Source organism: Allocatelliglobosispora scoriae (assembly GCF_014204945.1).
GTDB lineage: Bacteria > Actinomycetota > Actinomycetes > Mycobacteriales > Micromonosporaceae > Allocatelliglobosispora > Allocatelliglobosispora scoriae.
Genome location: NZ_JACHMN010000003.1, coordinates 896,500 through 917,141, shown reverse-complemented (window position 1 = coordinate 917,141; position 20,642 = coordinate 896,500). Strand labels below are relative to the sequence as shown.

At 69.3% G+C, this 20,642-nt stretch carries 19 protein-coding genes; 9 read left to right on the top strand and 10 right to left on the bottom strand.

The features are described from left to right. Window positions 1–15: 15 nt before the first annotated feature. Window positions 16–2,517 carry an FG-GAP repeat domain-containing protein gene (locus tag F4553_RS30610; RefSeq protein WP_184842941.1) on the top strand — a complete coding sequence of 834 codons (2,502 nt, stop codon included), beginning with the start codon at window positions 16–18 and terminating at the stop codon, window positions 2,515–2,517. Window positions 2,518–2,592: 75 nt separating this feature from the next. On the opposite strand, the gene F4553_RS30605 is transcribed toward F4553_RS30610, so the two are convergent. Together F4553_RS30605 and F4553_RS30600 are read right to left on the bottom strand one after the other, a co-directional pair. Further along, window positions 2,593–3,006: a GIY-YIG nuclease family protein gene (locus F4553_RS30605; RefSeq protein WP_312875450.1), complete on the bottom strand. Its 414-nt coding sequence runs from the start codon at window positions 3,004–3,006 to the stop codon at window positions 2,593–2,595. 26 nt (window positions 3,007–3,032) lie between these two features. Next, a complete protein-coding gene (locus F4553_RS30600; RefSeq protein WP_184842938.1) occupies window positions 3,033–3,455 on the bottom strand; it encodes a hypothetical protein in 423 nt (140 codons plus the stop codon). A gap of 587 nt (window positions 3,456–4,042) precedes the next feature. Between F4553_RS30600 and F4553_RS30595 the strand changes: the two genes are divergently transcribed. Next, on the top strand, window positions 4,043–4,444 hold the full coding sequence (locus F4553_RS30595; protein ID WP_184842935.1) for a hypothetical protein: 402 nt from the start codon (window positions 4,043–4,045) through the stop codon (window positions 4,442–4,444). Between the two features lie 74 nt (window positions 4,445–4,518). On the opposite strand, the gene F4553_RS30590 is transcribed toward F4553_RS30595, so the two are convergent. From F4553_RS30590 to F4553_RS30565, 6 genes are all read right to left on the bottom strand, one after another. Then, on the bottom strand, window positions 4,519–4,986 hold the full coding sequence (locus F4553_RS30590; protein WP_184842933.1) for a hypothetical protein: 468 nt from the start codon (window positions 4,984–4,986) through the stop codon (window positions 4,519–4,521). A 78-nt stretch (window positions 4,987–5,064) separates the two neighbouring features. Continuing rightward, window positions 5,065–6,957 carry a molecular chaperone HtpG gene (gene htpG, locus F4553_RS30585; RefSeq protein ID WP_184842930.1) on the bottom strand — a complete coding sequence of 631 codons (1,893 nt, stop codon included), beginning with the start codon at window positions 6,955–6,957 and terminating at the stop codon, window positions 5,065–5,067. A gap of 66 nt (window positions 6,958–7,023) precedes the next feature. Beyond that, on the bottom strand, window positions 7,024–8,037 hold the full coding sequence (locus F4553_RS30580; protein WP_184842927.1) for a LacI family DNA-binding transcriptional regulator: 1,014 nt from the start codon (window positions 8,035–8,037) through the stop codon (window positions 7,024–7,026). 8 nt (window positions 8,038–8,045) lie between these two features. Then, window positions 8,046–8,888, bottom strand: coding sequence for a carbohydrate ABC transporter permease (locus tag F4553_RS30575; RefSeq protein WP_184842925.1), 843 nt, complete (start codon window positions 8,886–8,888; stop codon window positions 8,046–8,048). After that, on the bottom strand, window positions 8,885–9,844 hold the full coding sequence (locus F4553_RS30570; RefSeq protein WP_184842922.1) for a carbohydrate ABC transporter permease: 960 nt from the start codon (window positions 9,842–9,844) through the stop codon (window positions 8,885–8,887). Before F4553_RS30570 ends, F4553_RS30575 begins: the two co-directional genes overlap by 4 nt. Window position 9,845: 1 nt before the next feature. Next, window positions 9,846–11,138, bottom strand: coding sequence for an extracellular solute-binding protein (locus F4553_RS30565; RefSeq protein ID WP_184842919.1), 1,293 nt, complete (start codon window positions 11,136–11,138; stop codon window positions 9,846–9,848). A 249-nt stretch (window positions 11,139–11,387) separates the two neighbouring features. On the opposite strand from F4553_RS30565, the gene F4553_RS30560 reads away from it, so the two are divergent. Then, the gene (locus F4553_RS30560; RefSeq protein WP_184842916.1) at window positions 11,388–13,013 is read left to right on the top strand and encodes a glycoside hydrolase family 43 protein; all 1,626 of its coding nucleotides are present in this window, start codon (window positions 11,388–11,390) and stop codon (window positions 13,011–13,013) included. 87 nt (window positions 13,014–13,100) lie between these two features. Next, window positions 13,101–14,291: an endo-1,4-beta-xylanase gene (locus F4553_RS30555; RefSeq protein ID WP_184842913.1), complete on the top strand. Its 1,191-nt coding sequence runs from the start codon at window positions 13,101–13,103 to the stop codon at window positions 14,289–14,291. 312 nt (window positions 14,292–14,603) lie between these two features. Here the strand turns inward: F4553_RS30555 and F4553_RS30550 are convergent, their stop codons facing one another. Then, complete coding sequence (locus F4553_RS30550; RefSeq protein ID WP_184842910.1) at window positions 14,604–15,926, bottom strand: lanthionine synthetase LanC family protein; 1,323 nt, start codon at window positions 15,924–15,926, stop codon at window positions 14,604–14,606. Window positions 15,927–16,017: 91 nt separating this feature from the next. On the opposite strand from F4553_RS30550, the gene F4553_RS30545 reads away from it, so the two are divergent. Genes F4553_RS30545 through F4553_RS30535 form a run of 3 tightly spaced genes read left to right on the top strand, consistent with a single transcriptional unit; the run spans window position 16,018 to window position 18,814 of the window. Further along, complete coding sequence (locus tag F4553_RS30545) at window positions 16,018–17,253, top strand: RNA polymerase sigma factor (protein WP_184847121.1); 1,236 nt, start codon at window positions 16,018–16,020, stop codon at window positions 17,251–17,253. Beyond that, window positions 17,250–18,035 (top strand): alpha/beta hydrolase, encoded by a 786-nt coding sequence (locus tag F4553_RS30540; RefSeq protein WP_246467527.1) that lies wholly within the window; start codon window positions 17,250–17,252, stop codon window positions 18,033–18,035. Before F4553_RS30545 ends, F4553_RS30540 begins: the two co-directional genes overlap by 4 nt. Further along, a complete protein-coding gene (locus F4553_RS30535) occupies window positions 18,032–18,814 on the top strand; it encodes a class I SAM-dependent methyltransferase (RefSeq protein ID WP_184842908.1) in 783 nt (260 codons plus the stop codon). The genes F4553_RS30540 and F4553_RS30535 overlap by 4 nt, the downstream gene beginning before the upstream one ends. Here F4553_RS30535 and F4553_RS30530 read toward each other — a convergent pair. Further along, a complete protein-coding gene (locus F4553_RS30530; protein ID WP_184842906.1) occupies window positions 18,811–19,164 on the bottom strand; it encodes a hypothetical protein in 354 nt (117 codons plus the stop codon). The genes F4553_RS30535 and F4553_RS30530 overlap by 4 nt on opposite strands. Window positions 19,165–19,314: 150 nt before the next feature. Here F4553_RS30530 and F4553_RS30525 point away from each other — a divergent pair, with 150 nt between their 5' ends. After that, window positions 19,315–19,833 (top strand): SigE family RNA polymerase sigma factor, encoded by a 519-nt coding sequence (locus tag F4553_RS30525; RefSeq protein WP_184842903.1) that lies wholly within the window; start codon window positions 19,315–19,317, stop codon window positions 19,831–19,833. Further along, a complete protein-coding gene (locus F4553_RS30520) occupies window positions 19,830–20,600 on the top strand; it encodes a hypothetical protein (RefSeq protein ID WP_184842901.1) in 771 nt (256 codons plus the stop codon). Before F4553_RS30525 ends, F4553_RS30520 begins: the two co-directional genes overlap by 4 nt. Window positions 20,601–20,642 lie beyond the last annotated feature (42 nt).

Sequence of the window (20,642 nt, the reverse complement as noted above, 5' to 3'; positions counted from 1 at the left end):
AAACGAGGAAGTCAGATGCACAGCAAGCTCAACCGCCGCCTCGCCGGGCTGTCAGCGGTCCTGGTGGCGCTGGTCGCGGCGGGCTCGGCACCGGCGCGGGCCGATGTCGTCGTCCCGGCGAACCCGACCAGCATCCCGGCGGTGCTCTCGGGCGACTTCAGCGGCGACGGATTCACCGACCTCGCGCTGACCGGCGCCTCCGGATGGACCAGCCTGCCGGTGGCGACCCGCAACTACCAGGGCGGATTCAACGTCACCAACGCCGTGTCGCCCGCCTTCGCCGCCTGGGCCTCGCTGCCGGGCGTGAAGGTGATCACCGCCGACTTCAACGGCGACCACGCCGACGACATCCTGCTCACCGGCGTCGCCGGGTGGACGGGCATGCCGCTGGCGCTGTCGAACCGCAACGGCACCTTCACGGTCACCACCGCCTCGGTCGGCTCCTCCGGTTTCGCCGCCCTCGCGGCGGCGGCCACCGCGCGCGCGTTCTCCGGCGACTTCAACGGCGACGGCAGGACCGACATCGCGTTGACCGCGGGCGACGGCTGGAGCACGATTCCCATCGCCTACTCCGCGGGCAACGGCACGTTCACCTTCACCAACTCGACCGTGCCGACCTTCCCGTCGCTCGCCTGGGGCACCGGTACGCGGCTGTTCAGCGGCGATGTCAACGCCGACGGGCGTACCGACCTGGTGCTGCTGCCCGGTGACGCGGACATGCTCACCGACCTCACCGTCACCGTCGCGATCTCCAACGGCAACGGGACGTTCCAGGTCACCCGGACCGACTTCCCGGACTTCGTCGGTGCGACCTACCGCAAGCAGGTGGTCGCGGGCGACTTCACCGGTGACCACCGGATGGATCTCGCGGTGGTGCAGAACGACCGGATCCTGATGGCCTACTCCACCGGCACCGGCACGTTCTACCTCTACCGGACCGGCGGAGCGGGCGACGCGGCGTTCCGCTCCCGGGCACTGCGGCCGGGCGCGTCGATCATCAGCGCGGACTACGACTGCGACGGCCGCGCCGACCTCGCCGTCCTCCCGGAGCCGGGCAGCTCCTGGACCACCATGCCGGTGGCGATGCCCCGGGACCCCGAGACGCTCTTCATCGTCGACGACCTGATGCCGCACTTCCCGCAGTGGGCCGCCACCGCCGGGGCGAAGGTCGTCGTCGGCGACTTCGACGACGACGACTGCTACGACCTGGCGCTGGTCGGCAACGCCGGCTCGACCGCCGTCACCCTCGCCATGTCCAACGGCGACGGGTCGTTCAACGAGCAGAACGCGGGCTCGCCGACCTTCGCCGCCTGGGCCACCGGGACGAGTCCGGTGACGCTGCCACCGGCACCGACGCCCACCACCGGCAACCTCTCCATTCTGGACACCGCCGTCCTGTCCGGCATCCAGCCCTCGATGACGGTCGGCACCGACGGGCTCGGCATCGCCAGCTACTGGGTCGGCGGATCCGAGCAGAACCTGCGGGTCGCGCACTGCGTGGACGTGCTCTGCACGGCGATCACCACCACCGACATCGACACCGTCGGTGATGTCGGGCAGTTCTCGTCCATCCGGATCGGCTCGGACGGGCTGCCGCTGATCAGCTACATCGCCAACCGCAACGCCGCCAACGCCTTCATCGAGGACCTGCGGGTGGCGCACTGCAACGATATCGCCTGCACCAGCGCCACCGTCACCACCATCGACGCCGCCGCCAAGGTCAACGATGTCAGCCCGCTCGGCATCGGCGGCGACGGGTTGGGCCTGATCAGCTACCAGGACACGACCACCAGCAGTGCCACCAGGATGAAGGTGGCCCACTGCACCAATATCGCCTGCACCGCCTCGACGGTCACCACCATCGACACCGTCAAGCCCGACAACGGCGAGAACGGCGGCTACAGCCAGAACGGCCTCGCCATCGGCAACCACGGGCTGGGCCTGATCAGCTACTACGACGGCGGCACCAACGAGATGTTGAAGGTGGCGGCCTGCCTCGACCCGGCCTGTGCGACCGTGCTGCGGACGGTCGTCGACCGGGCCGCCAATCCGTCCGGGCTGCTGCACGGCGGCTGGTCCTCGATGACGATCGGTCGCGACGGGCTGGCGCTGATCAGCTACAACGGCAATTACAGCGCCACCGGCTCCGATCTGAAGGTGGCCCACTGCCGGGATGCCTACTGCACCACCTCGACGCTCATCACCGCCGACACCGGCGGGCACACCGGGTGGCGGTCATCGATCACGATCGGCGGTGACGGCCTGGGCGTGATCAGTTACCACGACATCACCAACCGGGACCTGAAGGTCGCGCACTGCACCAACCTGGCCTGTAGCGCGGCGACCGCCGCCCTCATCGACGGCTTCGACGATGTCGGCACGCGCTCGTCGATCACCGTGGGACCGGACGGGCTGCCGTTGATCGGCTACACCGGGCCGGGGCTCATCGGGGTGGCACTACGCGTCATCCGCTGCGGCAACTCCGACTGCACGGCGGTGATCGTCGCGCCGTTCTGATCGGCGTACGCAGACAGTGGCCAGGGATCGGCCCTCGATCCCTGGCCACCGTCTCATTCCGTGGCAGTTCGAGGCCTACGCTTCAGAAGAGCCAGCTGCTAAGAGTTCAGATTGCGTCAGACTTTGCCGGTACTCCAGCGCCTCGGGCGACTCGTTGTACTCCAGGAGATCTCCGGCGAGTTCGAGCAGGTGCTGCTTCGCCTCGTGCGGAGTGACGTAGAAGAACTCCCGGCGCTGGTTGACGAGGTTGACCCGGCGTGACGCCAGGCGAGAATGCATGGCACTTTCGATTCCGACCGCGTCGTTAGAGAAGAAGATCGCGTGGACATCGAAGTTGAATGGCACTGACGCGTCGCTCAGTTCGCGGACCCGGTCGAGCGGTTCGAGGCGACGGGTCATCCCGATCTTCACCATCCCTTCTCCGAAGGCACCGATGTTGGAGATGACGTAGACGTACCCGGCTCGGACGTTCGCGGCACGGTAGTCCACGTCCTGGATGGCACCCTCGATCCGGGTCAGCTCCTCCTGAAGTCGTTTCGCTCCGCTCTCGTCACCCTTCGCGAGCAGCGCCGATAGCGCATTGGCATAGTGCTGACGCTCCTTGTCAAGGTAATCCGTTCGGTGTCGGCTTGCTCTTCAGCGGCGAGCGCACTAACGCGATGCTCTAATTCGATGAGTGGCAGGATGCCCAGGCGATCGATCTCGCCACCAAGCCGAGCAATTTCGGCCTTGGCCACGTCACACTCGGCCTCCAGCTGCGCTTTCTGGCTGGATAACAGTGCCACGTCCGAACGCAGCCTGGTCACGTCGGTGGCAAGCTCCCGAGCTTTCGTACGCGCGCCGAACAGCGGTATCTCCACCGACGGCACGGCAGCAGCCACCGGGTGCGCCGACGACGTCGAAGGGCCGGTCGGCGGAGCACCGATCGACAGGGTCACCGCAGGTTGCTGGGCCGCGCCTTCGCCCCAGAAGTTCCATCCTGCGGGCGGCGGCCCCCATGCCGGATCAGGTGACCAACCTTTCGGCGGAACCCAACCAGCAGGAGGTTGTGGCCAGTTGGGAGGCGTGTTGAATCTCAGCGTCACAGTCAGACTCCTGTACATCGGAACTGCTGACGCTAGGACAGCCCGAGTTGCGATGGAGCAGATCAACGGCAGTTTTATCTAGCTGATCGACAAGAGGCAACGCGAGGACAGTACTCATCGACCATGACGTACCTTGTCGCACCTGATCGGATATCCGTCGTCATGCCATGCCATCGGTGAGTCAATATTGCAGCCATGAAGCTTTCACCGACTATCGCTGCGCCCGTCGATGATCGTTTTCCTACATAGGGCGACTGGCGGAGGCGCGATCTCAAGAATCTCGACTCGAATAGTTGTGCCCGCTCTTCAGGCTCGAGATCCCAGCACGCGACAACAAGCATTGCGTGACTTTGCGCCGCCGCTCGATCCGGTGACTGAGACTTCTGCGGTAGTCCCGTGGGTGGACGCAGCGGGCCACCGCGCCCCTTAGCGTTGGCTCGATGAAGCGACTTCTCCCCAAACTCATCGTGGCGATAGCCCTGGCCCTGACCGGCCAGGCGATGGTGTCGACACCGGCACACGCCGCGACCGTCCAGGGGTGTGCGGGCTCAAGCTGCACCGGCACCGCAGGCTTCGCCCTCTGGAACGCCGACGGCGACGCTCTACAGGTGTGCGACATGAAGCCGGACGGCAAGTCGGTCGTCGTCCTCGCCACCATCGACGGCGTTCACAAGCCCTACAAGTGGCACACCGCCGGATCCGGGTCGAACTTCTGCACCGACCGCTCCTACGGCAACGTGGACGAAGGCCTGTCGATCTACTTCACGGTCTGCCTCGGTGATTACAGCGACGGTGTCATCTATGAATCGACCTGCGGTTACCAGGTGCACGGCACCACCTGAGCCGACTCGCGCCAGCACGGATTCGACAGGTCAGTGCCGGCCAGGCCCACCCACGGCGTACCCGTCGAGGTTTGTCAGACCGGGCAGCGGGCCATCTCCGGATGGTCGAAGATCCAGACGGAGCCGACCTGCTTGCGCATGTGCCAGTAGCGCAGCTGGTAGTTGAACCCGCCGTCGGAGAACGGCCGCGACCCGATGTAGAGCGCCGCATCGGTCGTGGTGGTCCCGCACCGGGGCCCGCTCTCCTGGTAGGGCACCAGGTTCTGCTCGGCGAGGATCGTCGCCACGTCGCAGTGCACCAGGTAGCTCTCCTGATAGGTCGTCACACCGCCGGCGGTGCTGGAGACGTGCCAGTAGCGGTAGTCCTTGCGGCCGACGTTGCCCACGTTGGAGTAGGTGGTGGTCGTGCCGCCGACGGTCCTGGTGTAGCTGCCGACTGAGGAGCAGGCCCACGAGTCGGCCGACGCCCGCGCGGGGCCCGGGACGGCGATGGTGGTCGCGGCAGCCGCGACGAGGGCAACGACGACGGAGCGCAACCTCATGCCCACCATCCGACTATAGATGCTAGTCGATGTCAAGGGAGTGGGGTCCGGGACGGCCGCCCCGGACCCCACGGGAGATCACAGCGAGAGCGCCAACCGGTTGGCGATCATCGTGGTGAACTTGGCCGGGTCCTTCACTTCCCCGCCCTCGGCGAGCACCGCGATGTCGTAGAGCAGCTCCACCGTCTCCGACAGCGACTCCCTCTCACCGCCCTCGTCATAGGCCTTGCGCAGCCCGACCAGCAGCGGGTGGTCCGCGTTGACCTCCAGGATCCGCTTGGTGGGCGGCAGCTCCTGCCCCATCGCGCGGTACATCTGCTCCAGCGTCCGCGACATGTCGAAGTCGTCGCCGACGATGCAGGCCGGCGAGGTGGTGAGGCGCTGCGACAGCCGCACCTCCTTGACCTGCTCGGTGAGGACCGACCCCATCCACGACAGCAGGTCGCCGAACTCCTCGCGCGACGGCTTCGCGTCGTCCTCGGAGTCGCCGGACCCCAGATCGACCTGGCCCTTCGCGATCGACTGGAGCTTGTGCCCGTCGAACTCGGAGATCGAGTCGGTCCAGACCTCGTCGACCGGGTCGGTGAGCAGCAGCACCTCCAGGCCCTTGTCGCGGAACGCCTCCAGGTGCGGTGACTTCTCCACCAGCGCGCGGGAGGTGCCGGTCATGTAGTAGATCTCCTGCTGGCCCTCCTGCATCCGCTCGATGTACCCGCGCAGCGTGGTCGTCTGCAGCGGGTCCCGGGTCGAGGCGACGCTGATCACCTCCAGGATCTCCTGGCGGTTGTCGACGTCGCTGAGCAGGCCCTCCTTGAGCGCGCGGCCGAACTCCCTCCAGAAGGTGGTGTAGCGGCCGTCGTCGGCGGCGAGCATCGAGTTGATCGTGCCGAGCACCTTGCGGGTGAGGCGGCGGCGCACGAGCTGGATCTGCCGGTCCTGCTGGAGGATCTCGCGGGAGACGTTGAGGGAGAGGTCGCGGGCGTCGACGATGCCCTTGACGAAGCGGAGGTACTCGGGGAGCACGTCGCACTCGTCCATGATCATGACGCGCTTGACGTAGAGGCGGATGCCGGTGCGGCCGTCGCGCATGAAGAGGTCGTGCGGTGCGTGCGAGGGGATGAAGAGCAGCGCTTCGTACTCGAAGGTGCCCTCGCCCTTCATCGTGATCGTCTCGAGCGGGTCGGACCAGTCGTGGGCGATGCTCTTGTAGAACTCGTCGTACTCCTCCTTCGTGACCTCGCCCTTGGGGCGGGCCCAGAGGGCGGTCTGCGAGTTGAGGGTGTCGACCTCGTGCACGGTCTCGCCCTCGGCGGTCTCCCGCTGCACGTCGAGGCGCACCGGCCAGGAGACGAAGTCGGAGTAGCGCTTGACGATCTCGCGGATCTTGCGGTCGTCGGCGTAGTCGAAGAGCCCGTCCTGCTCGTCGACCGCCTTGAGGTGCAGCGTGACGCTGGTGCCCTGCGGCGCGTCGTCGAGGTCTTCGATCGTGTAGGTGCCCTGGCCGTCGGACTCCCAGCGGGTGGCCTGCGACTCCCCCGCCCGGCGGGTCACCAGCGTGACCTTGTCGGCGACCATGAAGGTGGCGTAGAAACCGACGCCGAACTGGCCGATGAGGTCGGGCGCCGAGGACTCCGCCGCCTCCTTCCACTGGCGCAGCAGCTCGCTCGTGCCGGACTTCGCGATCGTGCCGATCAGGGCCACGACCTCGTCGCGGTTCATCCCGATGCCGTTGTCGCGCACGGTCAGGGTGCGCGCCTGCGCGTCGATCGTGACCCCGATGTGCGGGTCGTCGGTGTCGACCTGCAGGTCCTTGTCACGGAAGGCTTCCATGCGCAGCTTGTCCAGCGCGTCGGAGGCGTTGGAGATGAGCTCTCGGAGGAAGACGTCCTTATTGGAGTAGACCGAATGGATCACCAGTTGGAGCAGGTGACGTGTCTCGGCCTGGAATTCGAGCGTCTGCGTGGTGCTCATCTCGGTGGGTAACCCCTTCTCGCGGTCGTCGGCAGACGAGTTTACCGGCCTGCCGCCGACCGCTGTTCAGGCGCGCGGCTTGGCGGCACTGTCCCGGATGATCAACTCCGTGGCGAGTTCCACCCGCGGACTCTCGATCTTCTCCCGCTGCGCCAGGCGCAGCACCGTCCGCGCGGCGAGCAGGCCCATCTCCGCCAGAGGCTGACGGACAGTCGTCAGCGGCGGCGAGCACCACCGGACCTCCGGCAGGTCGTCGAAACCGACGATGCTGATGTCGTCGGCGACGCGCAGGCCCCTCTGGCGTACGGCTTCGTAGACCCCGAGCGCCATCTGATCACTCGCCGCGAAGATCGCCGTCGGGGGTCTGGGCAGGTCGAGGAGGCGGCCGCCACCGGTGAACCCCGCCTCGTGGTAGAAGTTGCCGGGGTAGATGAGCCTGTCGTCCAGGGCGATCCCGGCCGCGTCGAGGGCGGTGCGGTAGCCGTCGAGGCGGGCCCGGCTGCAGAGCAGCTGCGGGGGCCCGGCGATGAACCCGATCCGCTCGTGACCCAGCCCGATCAGGAACTCCGTGGCCCGCAGCGCTCCGTTCCAGTTGGTGGCGCCGATCGTCGGGGCCTCCTGCGGGGGCACCCCCGCCGCGTCGACGATGACGACGGGGATGTTGAGCCGGCGCAGCTCCGCCTGGAGCGGCGGCTCCAGCGTCGAGGTGACGAAGATGACGCCCTCGGTGTTGCGGGCCCGCATGTTGTCGAGCCACAGCTTCGCCGAGGAGGTGCGGCGGTGGATCGCCGAGACGACCGTGCCGACACCCGCCGCGTGCGCCACGTCCTCCACGCCGCGGATGATCTCCACCGCCCACGGGCTGTCGAGGTCGTTGAAGACGAGGTCGATCAGGCCCGTCGTGCTGCGCACCGACGTGCTGCGCCGCTGGTAGTCATAGCGGTTGAGCAGCTCCTCGACCCGCTGCCGGGTCCGCGGCGAGACGTCGGCGCGGCCGTTGATGACCCGGGAGACGGTGGGTACGGAGACCCCGGCCTCCCGTGCGATGACTGCGATCGTGACCCTGCGGTTTCCGTCCATCTCCGTGATCAGCCCTTGACACTGCCGGCGAGCCCGCCGATGAGCTGCCGCTCCGCCAGACCGTAGAAGCCCAGCGCGGGCACCATGGAGAGGATGACGAAGGCGAGCACCCGGGCGGTGTCGTCGGCGTACTGGCCCTGGAAGGCCTGAACGCCGACCGGCAGCGTCCACCAGCTCTGATCGGTGAAGACGACGAGCGGGAGCATGAAGTTGTTCCAGCTCGCGACGATCGCGAGGATCGAGACGGTGGCGAGCGCCGGGCGGGCCATCGGCAGCAGGATCCGCCAGAAGAAGGCGAAGGGTCCGCAGCCGTCGAGCGTGGCGGCCTCCTCGACCTCGGCGGGGATGGACCGGAAGAACGACCGCAGGATGATGATCGTCACCGGCAGCCCGAACGCCGCCTGCGGCAGGATGACGCCGAGCGGGTTGTCGAGCAGGCCGACGCTGCGCAGGATGATGAAGAGCGGCAGGATCGCGACCGCGAAGGGGAACATCAACCCGACCGCGAAGACGGTGAAGAGGAACTCGCGGCCCCGGAAGGTGAACCGGGCGAAGATGAAGGCCGCCATCGCCGACGCGCCGACGACGACGATCACGGTGGCGAGCCCGATCAGGGTGCTGTTGCCGAGCTGCCGCCAGAAGACGCCCGAGGTGAGGATGCCGGTGTAGTTCTCCGGTACCCAGGGGTCGGGCAGGCCGAGCGGGTTGGTGGAGAGCTGCCCGTTGTCCTTGAAGCCGCCGAGCACGCCGAACGCGATCGGGACGACGATCGTGGCGCCGATCAGGATCGAGACGAGGTGCAGGACGAGGCGGCGAGCCCTGGCGGCTGGCGTGGTACGCATGGCGGTCATCGCTGGACTCCCCGGGTGGTGAGCGCGCCGTCGAGATCACGGCGGAGCACGAAGCGCTGGTACATCAGGGCGAAGACGAGGCTGAGCAGGAAGAGCACGATGCTGATCGCGCTGGCGTAGCCGACCTCGAAGCGGCGGAAGCCGTACTGGAACATCGTCACGGCCATCGTCTCCGAGGAGTGGATGGGCCCGCCGCCGGTCAGCACCCAGACCATGTCGAAGAGCTGGATCGTGCCGATCACCGAGAGGAAGATGCTGACCCGGATCGTCGGCCCGAGCAGCGGCAGCGTCACGTGGCGGAAGACCTGCCAGGCGCTGGCGCCGTCGGTGGTGGCCGCCTCGGTCAGCTCCTGCGGGATGCCCTGGCGCCCTGCCAGATAGAGGATCATGTGGAAGCCGAAGTACTTCCAGGAGATCACGACGAACAGGGCGTAGAGCACCGTCTCGGGGTCGGCGAAGACCGCGCCCCCCTCGATGCCGAAGAGGTCGACCAGCGAGTCGCCCAGCCCCCGGTTGGGCGAGAAGACGAGCGTGAACAGGACCGCGGTCGTCACCTCCGACAGCACGTAGGGTGCGAAGAAGACGAGCCGGTAGACGGCCCGGCCACGGATCGGCTGGTTGAGCAGCAGGGCTAGGCCCAGCGAGACGGGAAGCTGGATCGCGACCGACAGCGCGACGAGGATCAGCCCGCGCCGCAGGTCGCCGACGAAGGTCTCGTCGCCGAAGGCCCGGGTGAAGTTGTCGAGGCCGACGTAATTCTCCGGCAGGTTGAAGCCGTTCCACTTGAACAGGCTGGTGTAGCCCGCGACGAGGATCGGCGTGATCACCAGCAGCAGGAAGAGGACCAGCGCCGGGGCGAGGAAGATGGCGATCGTCGCCAGGTTGCCGCGCCGGGGCCGGCGGCCACGCTTGCGCGTGGCCGCCGACGAGGCGAACGAGAGTTCGGAGCCGGGCATGTTACTGGCTCTTAGCCGTCTTGGTGATGTCGACGACGATCTGCTCCGGCTTCTTGGAGCCGGCGACGAGCTCGGCCACGCTGTCGTTGACCTGCTGGCCGACGGCCGGCGGGTAAGCCTGGTCCAGGTAGAGCTGGAACCCGGTCGCGGCGGCGAGGCTCGCGGCCACCACCTTGCTGTTGGCGTCGGCGATGGCGTCGGCCGCGTCCTTGACGGTCGGCAGCACGGCGCCGGTCGCGGCGGACTTGCGCTGGTTGGCAGCGGTCAGAAGGGTCTTCAGGAAGTCCAGGGTCGCCGCGGGGGCGTTCTTGCCGACGACGAAGCCGTTGCCGCCGCCGAACGCCTCAGCCACCGTGCCCTTGCCGCCCTCGACGGCCGGGAAGGGGAAGAAGCCGAGCTTGTCGCCGAGCCCCTTCTTGCTGGTGGAGGAGGATGCCTGCACCGACGGGGCCCACTGGCCCATCAGCTCCATCGCCGCTCCGCCGTTGCCCATCGTGGCCGCCTGGCCGTCCGGTGAGCCGTATTCGGCGCCGAGGAAGCCCTTCTGGAACGGGGCGAGGTCGATGAGCTCCTTGAAACGGGTCCCGGCCGCGACGAAGTCGGGGGTGTCGAAGTTGTGGTCCTTCGCCGCCTGCTGGAGCGCTCCCAAGCCGCCGATGCGCATCGAGAGGTAGGCCCAGTAGAAGTGTCCCGGCCACTTCTCCTTGCCCGCCAGGGCGATCGGGATGATGCCGGCCGCCTTGATCTTGCCGACCACCGTCAGCAGCTCGGCCCAGGTCGTCGGCGGGGCGGTGATGCCGGCCTTGGTGAAGAGCTCCTTGTTGTACCAGAAGCCGACCATGCCGACATCGAACGGAACGCCGTAGATCTTGTTGTCGATCGTGAACGGCTGCAGCGCGGCGGGCAGCAGCGATCCGATCCACGGCTGGACGTCAGCGGTGATGTCCTTGACCAGGCCGGCGTCGACCTGCTGCTGGAGCACGCCGCCGCCCCAGGACTGGAACAGGTCGGGCGGAGAGCCGGCCTGCGTGGCGGTGGTGAGCTTCGCCTTGAACGCCTCGTTCTCCAGCGGCTGGATCGCGACCTTGACGTTCGAGTGGGCGGTCTCGTACTCCTTCGCGATTGCCGCCCACACGGGCAGCATCGGGTCGGTGTTCTGGATGTGCCACCAGTTGATGGTCTGTGCACCATTCGGGTCGGCGGTCTTGTCGTCGCTGCAGGCGCCCAGCAGGAGCGTGCCTGCGCTGGCACCGGCGACACCCAGCAGAGATCTGCGGGAGAGATGCGCGGTCATGAGCGGTCCCTTCGAGGTACGGACGAGTACTCGGATACCGATGTCGACTTCAGTGCTGCACCGAACCGAAAGTTTCACGATCAGTCCGGTCGTTATCGAATGATGGCGGGCACGTTACGACCTCGGTGCCACAACGGTCAAGGGGTGTTGCGAGTCGACACTTGTCGCTATGGTGTGCGGGAATTCCCGGCCAAATCTCCGGAAGTTTCGGCGCAACGCTGGAAGCAGCAACGATAGAGGAGAATCACCATGTCGACCGAGACCGCAGACGTGGCCACCGCCGCAGGAACCATCCGCAACCCAGTGCTGAGCGGCTTCCACCCTGACCCGTCGATTCTGCGCGTGGGCGACGACTACTACCTCGCCACGTCGACGTTCGAGTGGTACCCCGGTGTGGGCGTCCACCACTCGCGCGATCTCGTTCACTGGCGGCCGCTGGGCGGGATCATCACCGAGCGGCGCCTGCTCGACCTGCGCGGCTGCGGCGACTCCAACGGGGTGTGGGCGCCGGACCTCTCCTACGCCGACGGCATGTTCCACCTGGTCTACAGCGACGTGGCCAGCTTCGCGAGCGGCTACTGGGACCCGCAGAACTTCCTGATCACCGCCCCCTCGATCGACGGACCGTGGTCGGATCCGGTACCGCTGCACGGCCACGGGTTCGACGCGTCGCTCTTCCACGACGACGACGGCACCTCGTGGCTGCTCGCCCTGAACGCCGACTGGCGGCCCGGCCGCGACCGCTTCAACGGGATCGAGATCCAGCAGTACGACCGCGCCGAACGACGCCTCGTCGGCAAGGCCCGGGTCATCTTCGGCGGCACCGAAGCCGGGCTGACCGAGGGACCGCACCTCTACAAGCACGACGGGTGGTATTACCTGGTCACCGCCGAGGGCGGCACGAGCTGGGAGCACCAGGTGACCGTCGCCCGGTCCCGGCACCTGCTCGGCCCCTACACCGCGGACCCGTCCGGACCGCTGCTCACCTCCGTCGGCCGACCCGACCTGCGGCTGCAGAAGGCCGGGCACGGCAGCCTCGTCCAGACGCAGACCGGCCAGTGGTACCTCGCCCACCTGGCGGCCCGGCCCTACACGCCGCTCGGCAGCTGCGTGCTCGGACGCGAGACGGCGATCCAGCGGGTCGACTGGCCGGCCGGCGGCTGGCCGAGCATTCCCGGCGGCGTGCCCGCCGACGATGTCGCCGGGCCGGACCTGCCCCCGGCGCCCTGGCCCGCCGCGCCCGCGACGGACACCTTCGACGCACCGGCGCTCGGTCCACTGTGGTCGACACTGCGCCGCCCGGCGACCCCGGACTGGGTCGACCTCACCAGCCGGCCCTCGCACCTGCGGATCGTCGGCGGCCAGTCACCCGTGGGCCGGCAGGCGCCCAGCCTCGTCGCCCGGCGGGTCGGGTCCACCCGCTGCTCGCTGGAGACGGTCGTCGACTTCGACCCGACCGGGCACCGGCACCTCGCGGGCGTCACCGGCTACTACAACACCGGGAACTGGTACTACGCCTACCTCACCCGGGCCGACGACGGGCGGCGGCTGCTGGAGCTGCTCGCGTGTGACAGCGGGCGGCTCACGGCGTACCCCCAGCTGGGTGTCGACGTGGGTGAGAGCGCGCGGGTCGGGCTCAGGGTGACCTTCGACGGCCCGGTGGTGCGGTTCGCCTACCGGCTCGGCGACGTCTGGACCGACCTGCCGATCGAGTTCGACGCCACGATCCTCTCCGACGAGCACGCCGCGATCGTCATCGACGGCGAGCCCGCCGCCTGGGGATTCACCGGCGCGTTCCTCGGCCTCTGGGTGCAGGACCTCGGCTCGGACGGCACCCACGCCGACTTCGACCACGCGACATACACCGAACTCTGACTCCTCGCCCCGCCCCGGGCGAGGTCCGCTCCATCGGCACAACTGGCTCATCCCAGCCGATCGCCCAGCCGATAAGGAAGGACACCGATGAAAGTCTCACGGTTGATCATCACCGGGACCGTGGCCCTCGCGGTCGCCGGTGCGCTGAACGCCATGCCCGCCGCCGCGGACAACGTCCGCCCCGCCGAGCAGAGCCTGCGCGGGCTGGCCCAGCGCCACGGGCTCCAGATCGGCACCGCGGTCGACATGGCCGCGCTCGCCGACACCGCCGACCCGCAGTACCGCGCCACGGTCGCGTCCCAGTTCTCCACGGTCACGGCCGAGAACGTGATGAAGTGGGAGGTGCTCGAACCGACCCGGGGCACCTACAACTGGGCCCCGGCCGACGAGCTGATCGCCTTCGCCCAGCGCAACCGGCAGTCCGTCCGCGGCCACGTGCTGGTGTGGCACAACCAGCTCCCCGGCTGGCTCACCGCGGGCGTCGCGGACGGCTCCATCAGCGACACCGAACTGCGCGTCATCCTGCGCGACCACATCACCGCCGTGGTGAAGCACTTCAAGGGCAAGATCTGGCAGTGGGACGTCGTCAACGAGGCGGTCAGCGACCCGTGGGACTCGCCGCCCGCGATCCACTACAAGGGGTTCTGGGCGCAGCACCTGGGTGACGGCTACATCGCCGACGCCTTCCGCTGGGCCCGGGCCGCCGACGCGAAGGCGCTGCTCTTCTACAACGACTACAACATCGAGGTCTTCGGCTCCGGCAACGCGGCCGACGACAAGACGCAGTTCGTCTACGAGATGGTGAAGCGGTTGCGCGAGACCGGCGTCCCGATCGACGGCGTCGGCAGCCAGGGCCACCTCGGCACGCAGTACGGCAACTACGACACGTTCCAGGTCTCCGACGCGCTGCGGCGCTTCACCGATCTGGGACTGGCGACCGCGTTCACCGAGGTCGACGTGCGCAGCCAGATGACGGCCGGGGTGCAGGCGGGCGACTCCAACGAGATCAACCCGCGACTGCAGGCCTCGGCGGGCAACTTCGGCATCCTGCTGCAGGCGTGCCTCTCCAACCGGCACTGCCTCTCCTTCACGGTCTGGGGCTTCACCGACCGTCACTCGTGGGTGCCGACCTGGTTCACCAACCCGCCGGAGGGGCTCGCCACGCTCTACGACGAGGCCTACCAGCCCAAACGGGCGCTCGGCATCGTGAAGGCCGAGCTGGCCTTCTCCGGGGCGCCCTACGTCCTGCCGCGCATCCCGCAGAAGCCGCGGCGGTAACGTCGCCGGAAGTTTCGGCAATGGGCATGTGCCACCCTGCCGACCCGTCGATCTGGCGGGTCGGCATCTCTCATTCTCCCGGACCCGGAAGCAGCCCGGAACATTTCCGGAACATGTTGACCGCGTTGCGGAGCCGCGATGAGAATGATGACCGCGAATGCATTCCGGAGAGCTCCCGGCGCCGGTGACCATGGATCTGGGCGGTGGTCACCGGCGCCGGGCAACCGACCAGCGACCCGCACGGTGCGACATGTAGATCTTGTGCGTTTTCCGTCGCCGTAGCGACGGAAAACGCACAAGATCCGGTAACCATCAATTGTGGACGGTGCGCAGCGCGGCGGGGACGCCCCACCACTGGTCGGGGCGATCGACGACCTTCGCGCCCAATCCCTGCTCCAGCACCCTGCCTAGCCGGAACAGATAGGCCGCGATCCCCGCCGCCCCCTGCATCCACGAGGTCCCCGGCGGCAGCAGCGGCTCGTCCTGCCGGTACTCGATGAACCGCCAGCGCGCACCGTCGCCGTCGACGACAGCCCGCTCGACCAGCGCGTCCGCCATGGTCCGCGCCCCCGCGAGCAGCTCCGCGGCATGCTCCGACCCGGGGTCGTCCTGCACCGCGTCGAGCAGCGCGTCGCCGACCCCCGCCGTCCCGCAGCAGCGCCCGTCGTTGTCCCAGAATCCGGGGCGGAGCCGCTGCGGAATGCCCGAGGTGAGCAGCGAGTGCAGGCACCGCTGCCGCAGCTCGGCAGTGGTCAGGCCGCCTACCTCGTCCACTCCGGCATGCGACAGCGCCGCGAAGGCATAGGAGGTGCCGGTCGGCCCGTGGCACCAGGTGTAGGTGAGCGGCTCCACTTCCCGCGTGGACGGCGGGATCGTGTGCGGGATGATGAACCCGCCGCCGTCGAGCGAGCCGACATCGAGCAGCTCCAGCGCACCCTGACGTGCGGCCTCGACGAAATCGGGGCGGCCGAACGCCGTCCCGGCGACGGCGAGGGCCGCGGCGACACCCGCGGTGCCGTGGGAGAAGTTCGGCGACTTGGACGGCTTGCCGGGGATCATCCCCCAGTTCAGGCCGGCCCCGGTCGGTTCGGCGATCCGCAGCAGCGCCTCGCCGCCGGTGATCGCGATCGGCTCGGCGTGCTCGCCACCGGCCCAGACCGCCGCCATCACGATGCCGGCGCTGCCGAGGACCACGTCGGTCAGCGGTGCGTCGGAGCCCGGCAGGAGGTCGAAGGTCGTCTTCCACCCCATCGGGGTGGCCAGCTGCGCCAGTCGCCGCAGGGCGACCGGTTGGGAGTCCCCGACGAGCAGCTTCAGTGCCGTGGCGTCACCGGCGAGGCCGTCATAGAGCGACGGCTCCGCCCGGGTGGCCGCGGCGGCGGCGAGCCTCGTCACGATCGCGGCCGACAGGGCTCGCTCGGCATCGGTGAGCTCGCGGTGCTGGGCGATCTCGGCGAGCACCGGGGCGAGGCCGGCGATCCCGGCATAGAGCGAGTCGCGATCGTCGGCCGGGCCGGGCGGCGGCCCGTCGGTCACGCTCCCGGGCAGCCAGGGGCCGTCGTCGTCGCCGACCTGGTCCAGCACCCATGCCCAGGCCCGCTCGCCCAGTGCCCGATAGTCATCGCCCGCAGCCATCCGGCCAGCCTACGGTTTACGCCGGATGCTTCGCCGCCGGTTTTCGTCGGACTGCGGCGTTAGGGTTGCGCGGTAGGAGAAGGAGGGCGTTCTGGACGGGGTGAGCGAGGCGGTCGCGCAGGTCTACACGGCCGAGTGGAGTCGGATCGTGGCGAGCCTGATCCGGTTCACCGGCGACTGGGACCTCGCCGAGGAGTGCGCGCAGGACGCCTTCGCCCAGGCCTTGACCAGCTGGCCGACCGACGGCATCCCGCAACGCCCCGGCGCCTGGGTGACCACGACCGCCCGCAACCGGGCGCTGGACCGGCTGCGCCGGGCCGGGGTGGAGGCGGCGAAGCTGCGCGGGCTCGCCCTGGTGGCGGACCGGGCGCCGGAGCAGCCGCCACCGGGCGGCGACATCCCCGACGAACGGCTCGAACTCATCTTCACCTGCTGCCACCCGGCGCTCGCCGTCCCCGAGCAGGTGGCGCTGACCCTGCGCTACCTCTGCGGCCTGCGCACGGCCGAGATCGCCCGGGCGCTGCTGCTGCCGGAGAAGACGCTGGCCCAGCGGCTGACCCGGGCCAAGAGCCGCATCCGCGGCGCGGGCATCCCGTTCCGGGTGCCGCCGGGCCACGCGCTGGTCGAGCGGACACCGGCGGTCCTGGCCGTCCTCTACCTGATCTTCAACGAGGGGTACGCCACCACGCGCGGCCCCGATCCCGTCCGGCCGGACCTCGGTGCGGAGGCGATCCGGCTGGCCCGGTTGACCGCAGGCCTCATGCCCGACGAGCCCGAGGCGCTGGGCCTGCTGGCGCTGATGCTGCTGCACGACGCCCGCCGGGAGGCGCGGTTCGACCCGGCCGGTGACCTGGTGACCCTGCCCGACCAGGACCGCAGCCGCTTTGACGCGGAGCAGATCGCCGAGGGCCTGACCCTGCTGGACCGGGCGCTGCGCCGTCGCCGGCCGGGCCCCTATCAGGTGCAGGCCGCGATCGCCGCCTGCCATGCGAGCGCCTCCGACGCCGACTCGACCGACTGGCCGCAGATCGCCCTGCTCTATGAGCAGCTCACCAGGATCGCCGGCACCCCGGTCGTGGAGCTCAACCGGGCGGTCGCCGTCTCCATGGCCGATGGCCCCGAGGCGGGATTGGCGCTGGTGGAGGCTCTGGTGGCGACCGGCACCCTGTCGGGCTACCACCTGCTGGCGGCGACGCGGGCCGACCTGCTGCGCCGACTCGGCCGCATGCAGGAGGCGCTGGCCTGCTACGCGGAGGCCCTGGACCTGGCGACGGCGGAGGCCGACCGCCGCTTCCTGGTCCGCCGCATGGCCGAGGTGGCAGGATGACGCCACACGCCAACCCGGAGGCTGCCATGGACAACGCCATCGATCACTCTCCCCTGCACCACGACGGCGCCACCGACGTGGGCGTCGTGGTGTGCCACGGCTTCACCGGGTCGCCACACAGCATGCGACCGTGGGCCGCGCACCTCGTCGATCAGGGCTGGTCGGTGCGGATGCCGCTGCTGCCGGGCCACGGCACGCACTGGCGCGACGCCAACCGCACGACGTGGCAGGAGTGGTATTCGGAGGTCGACCGCGCCTACGCCGACCTGAGCGCGCGCTGCGACGCGGTCTACGCCGTCGGCCTGTCGATGGGCGGGACGCTCGCGCTACGCCTGGCCCAGCAGCATCCCGAGCTGGCCGGGCTGGTCCTCGTCAACCCGGCCGTGACGATGCTGCGCTGGGACGCGAAGCTGCTGCCCGTGCTCGCCAAGGTCATCCCGTCGGTGCCCGCGATCGGCGATGACATCAAGAAGCCCGGCATGACCGAGGGCGCCTACGACCGGACCCCGGTGCGGGCCGCCGCGTCGCTGCGCCGCTTCCAGGCGGTGGTCCGCGCCGACCTGCCCCGCATCGCCCAGCCGCTGCTGCTCTTCCGCTCCGCCGACGACCACGTCGTGGAGCCGGTCAACAGCGCGATCGTGCTGCGCGACACCGCCTCGACCGATGCGACCGAGGTCGTGCTCGCCGACAGCTTCCACGTCGCGACGCTCGACCACGACGCCCAGCGGATCTTCGACGGCAGCGTCGATTTCATCCGACGCCTCAGCGACCGGCCACGATGACCTCGCCACGGGAGCGGAGCCTCGTCTTCGGCGAGGTCGCCGAGGCCTATGACGAGGTTCGGCTGGGCTACCCGGTGGAGATCGCCGAGCTGATCACCGCCTATGCCGGGCGGGTGCCGGAGCGGGTGGCCGAGGCGGGCGCCGGGACCGGGAAGGGTTCGGCGACGTTGCGCACGCTCGGCGTACCCATGACGTGCATCGAGCCGGACCCGGCGATGGCCGCGGTGTTGGCGCGGCGCTTCACCGGCGATGAGCTGGTCTCGGTCGTGGTGAGCCGGTTCGAGGAGTGGGCGCCGCCGGCTGGCGGGGTGGGGTTGGTCGCGAGCGCCACCGCGTGGCACTGGGTCGACCGCGAGCGCCGGACCCGGCTGGCATACGACGCGCTCGCGCCGGGCGGGGTGCTCGCGGTCTTCGCGCACCAGCACGGATTCGCCGACGACGAGGTCGCCGAGGCGTTGAACGCGGTCTATCTGCGGCACGCACCCGCGATCGCCGAGCGGCCGGGCAGCCACGTGCACCCGCCCGCCGCGTTCCACTCCGAGGAGCTGCGCGGTTCACCGCTCTTCGGCGATGTCGCGCAGGAGCTGCTGGTGACCGTGGTGCCGTTTCCGACGGCGCGCTATCTCGCCCTGCTCTCGACCTTCTCGCCGCACCGGCTGCTGCCGGAGGAGCAGCGGGCCACCCTGCACGCGGCGCTCGCCGCCGTCATCGACGAGCGCGGCGGCGTGCTGGAGCAGATGGTCACGACCGAGCTCTGGCTGGCCCGGCGCGACTCCTAGGCGGCCTTCGGTTCGACCAGTTCCGGCGCGGGGAAGCGGGTGATCGGCTCGTCGGCGTGGGTGAAGATCTCCAGCAGCGACAGGTACCCGTCCGGATCGACGAAGACCAGGATCCCCGCGTTGTCCGTGTCGAGGATCCGGGCGGCGATCACCGCCGGGGCGGCGGCGGGCAGCACTCCCGGCGCGCGCTTGACCCAGAGGTCGATCGAGGCACAGCCGCAGGCGCAGTCGGCGATCGCCTTCGTGAAGGGGATCTGCGCGCGCAGCCGCTCGGCGTCGGCGGAGTCGGCGGCGAGCGCACGCCGAAGAACCGCCTGCTCATGTGCGCTCAGGAAACGCGGAAAGCTCATCAGCGGGGTCTCCGAGGTCTCTCGTCGATGTTCAGGGAACGCCACAGTAGTGGTCCGCCGCCAAGCCCGGTAGAGTCCGCCGGACCTCGATGCAACCCGAACGGCTCCCGCACCCGTGACTAGGGCCGACAGGGAGACGAGGAGGGTTGGATGAAGGTTGACGCGGAAAAGGATTACGGCGACTACGTGACGGCTCGGGCACCCGGGCTGGTCAGGTTCGCCTACCTCACCTGCGGGGACTGGCATCGGTCGGAGGACGCGGTGCAGACCGCGCTCGCCAAGCTCTATGTGGCGTGGCCCAGGTTGCACAACCGCGAGTCGATCGACGCCTACGTGCGGCGCATCGTCGTGCGGGCGCTCATCGACGAGCGCAGGCTGGGCTGGTTCCGCCGCGAGCGGACCACCTCGGAACTGCCCGAACGGCCGGTCACGGACTCGCCCGCGAGCACGGACGAGCGGTTCGCGCTGCTCGCCGCCCTGTCACAGGTGCCACCCCGGCAGCGGGCGGTGCTGGTGCTCCGCTTCTGGGAGGACCAGTCCGTCGAGCAGGTCGCCGACCTGCTGGGGTGCTCGACCGGGACCGTCAAGAGCCAGTGCGCGCGCGGCCTGCACACGCTGCGCGGCCTGCTCACCGATCCCCTATCCGCGCAGGCGCTAGGAGCAGCATGAGCGACATCCGCACCATCTTCGAGGAAGTATCAGCAGATCAGCCGCCGTCGTCGATCACCCGGGAGACCGCGATCGGTGCCGGTCGGCAGCGGCAGCGGCGCCGCCGGGGACTCTTCGCCGTCGCCGGGCTCGCGGCCGTCGTCGCGATCACCCCGATCGCGATCTCGGCGCTCGCCCAGGGCACCGGACCGGCTCCGCTCCCGGTCGGCGCCCCCTCATCGAGCGCCGCCCCGGCGACCGAGACGCCGCCGCAGATCGCGGCCCGGCTCACGACAGCCCTGCAGGCCGCGGCGGCGGCGGTCCGGCCCGACGCGCAGTTCGCGACGGACCCGAACTACCGCCCCGGGCTCGCGCCGCCCGCGCTCGCGGTGCTGCCGCCGGGCAGCGTCGCCGATCTCCCAGACCTCGACTGGTACGAGGGGTTCGCGCTCGTCACCACCGGCGCGGGACAGGGGAACCTGTCGGTGCGCTTCACCCTCGACGGCGCGAAGGCCGGTCTGGGCGCCGCGCCGTGCACCGCCTACACGACGGACCGGTCGTCCTGTGCGCCGCAGACCGGACCGCACGGTGAGCAGTTCTCGGTCTGGACCAGCTCGAAGACCGACGGGTTCCAGGAGGTCGGGGTCACCGTGCACCTCGCCGACGGGTCGGCCGTCAGCGCCGTGGCCACGAACTCGGCCGGGGGACCGTACCTGCCCGCGCCGATCTTCACGACCGAGCAGCTCACCGCCTTGGTCACGAGTGCCGGGATGACGATCACGCAGTAGCCGAGCCAGATCAAGGACGATCGCCGCAACTCTTGAAGAGTT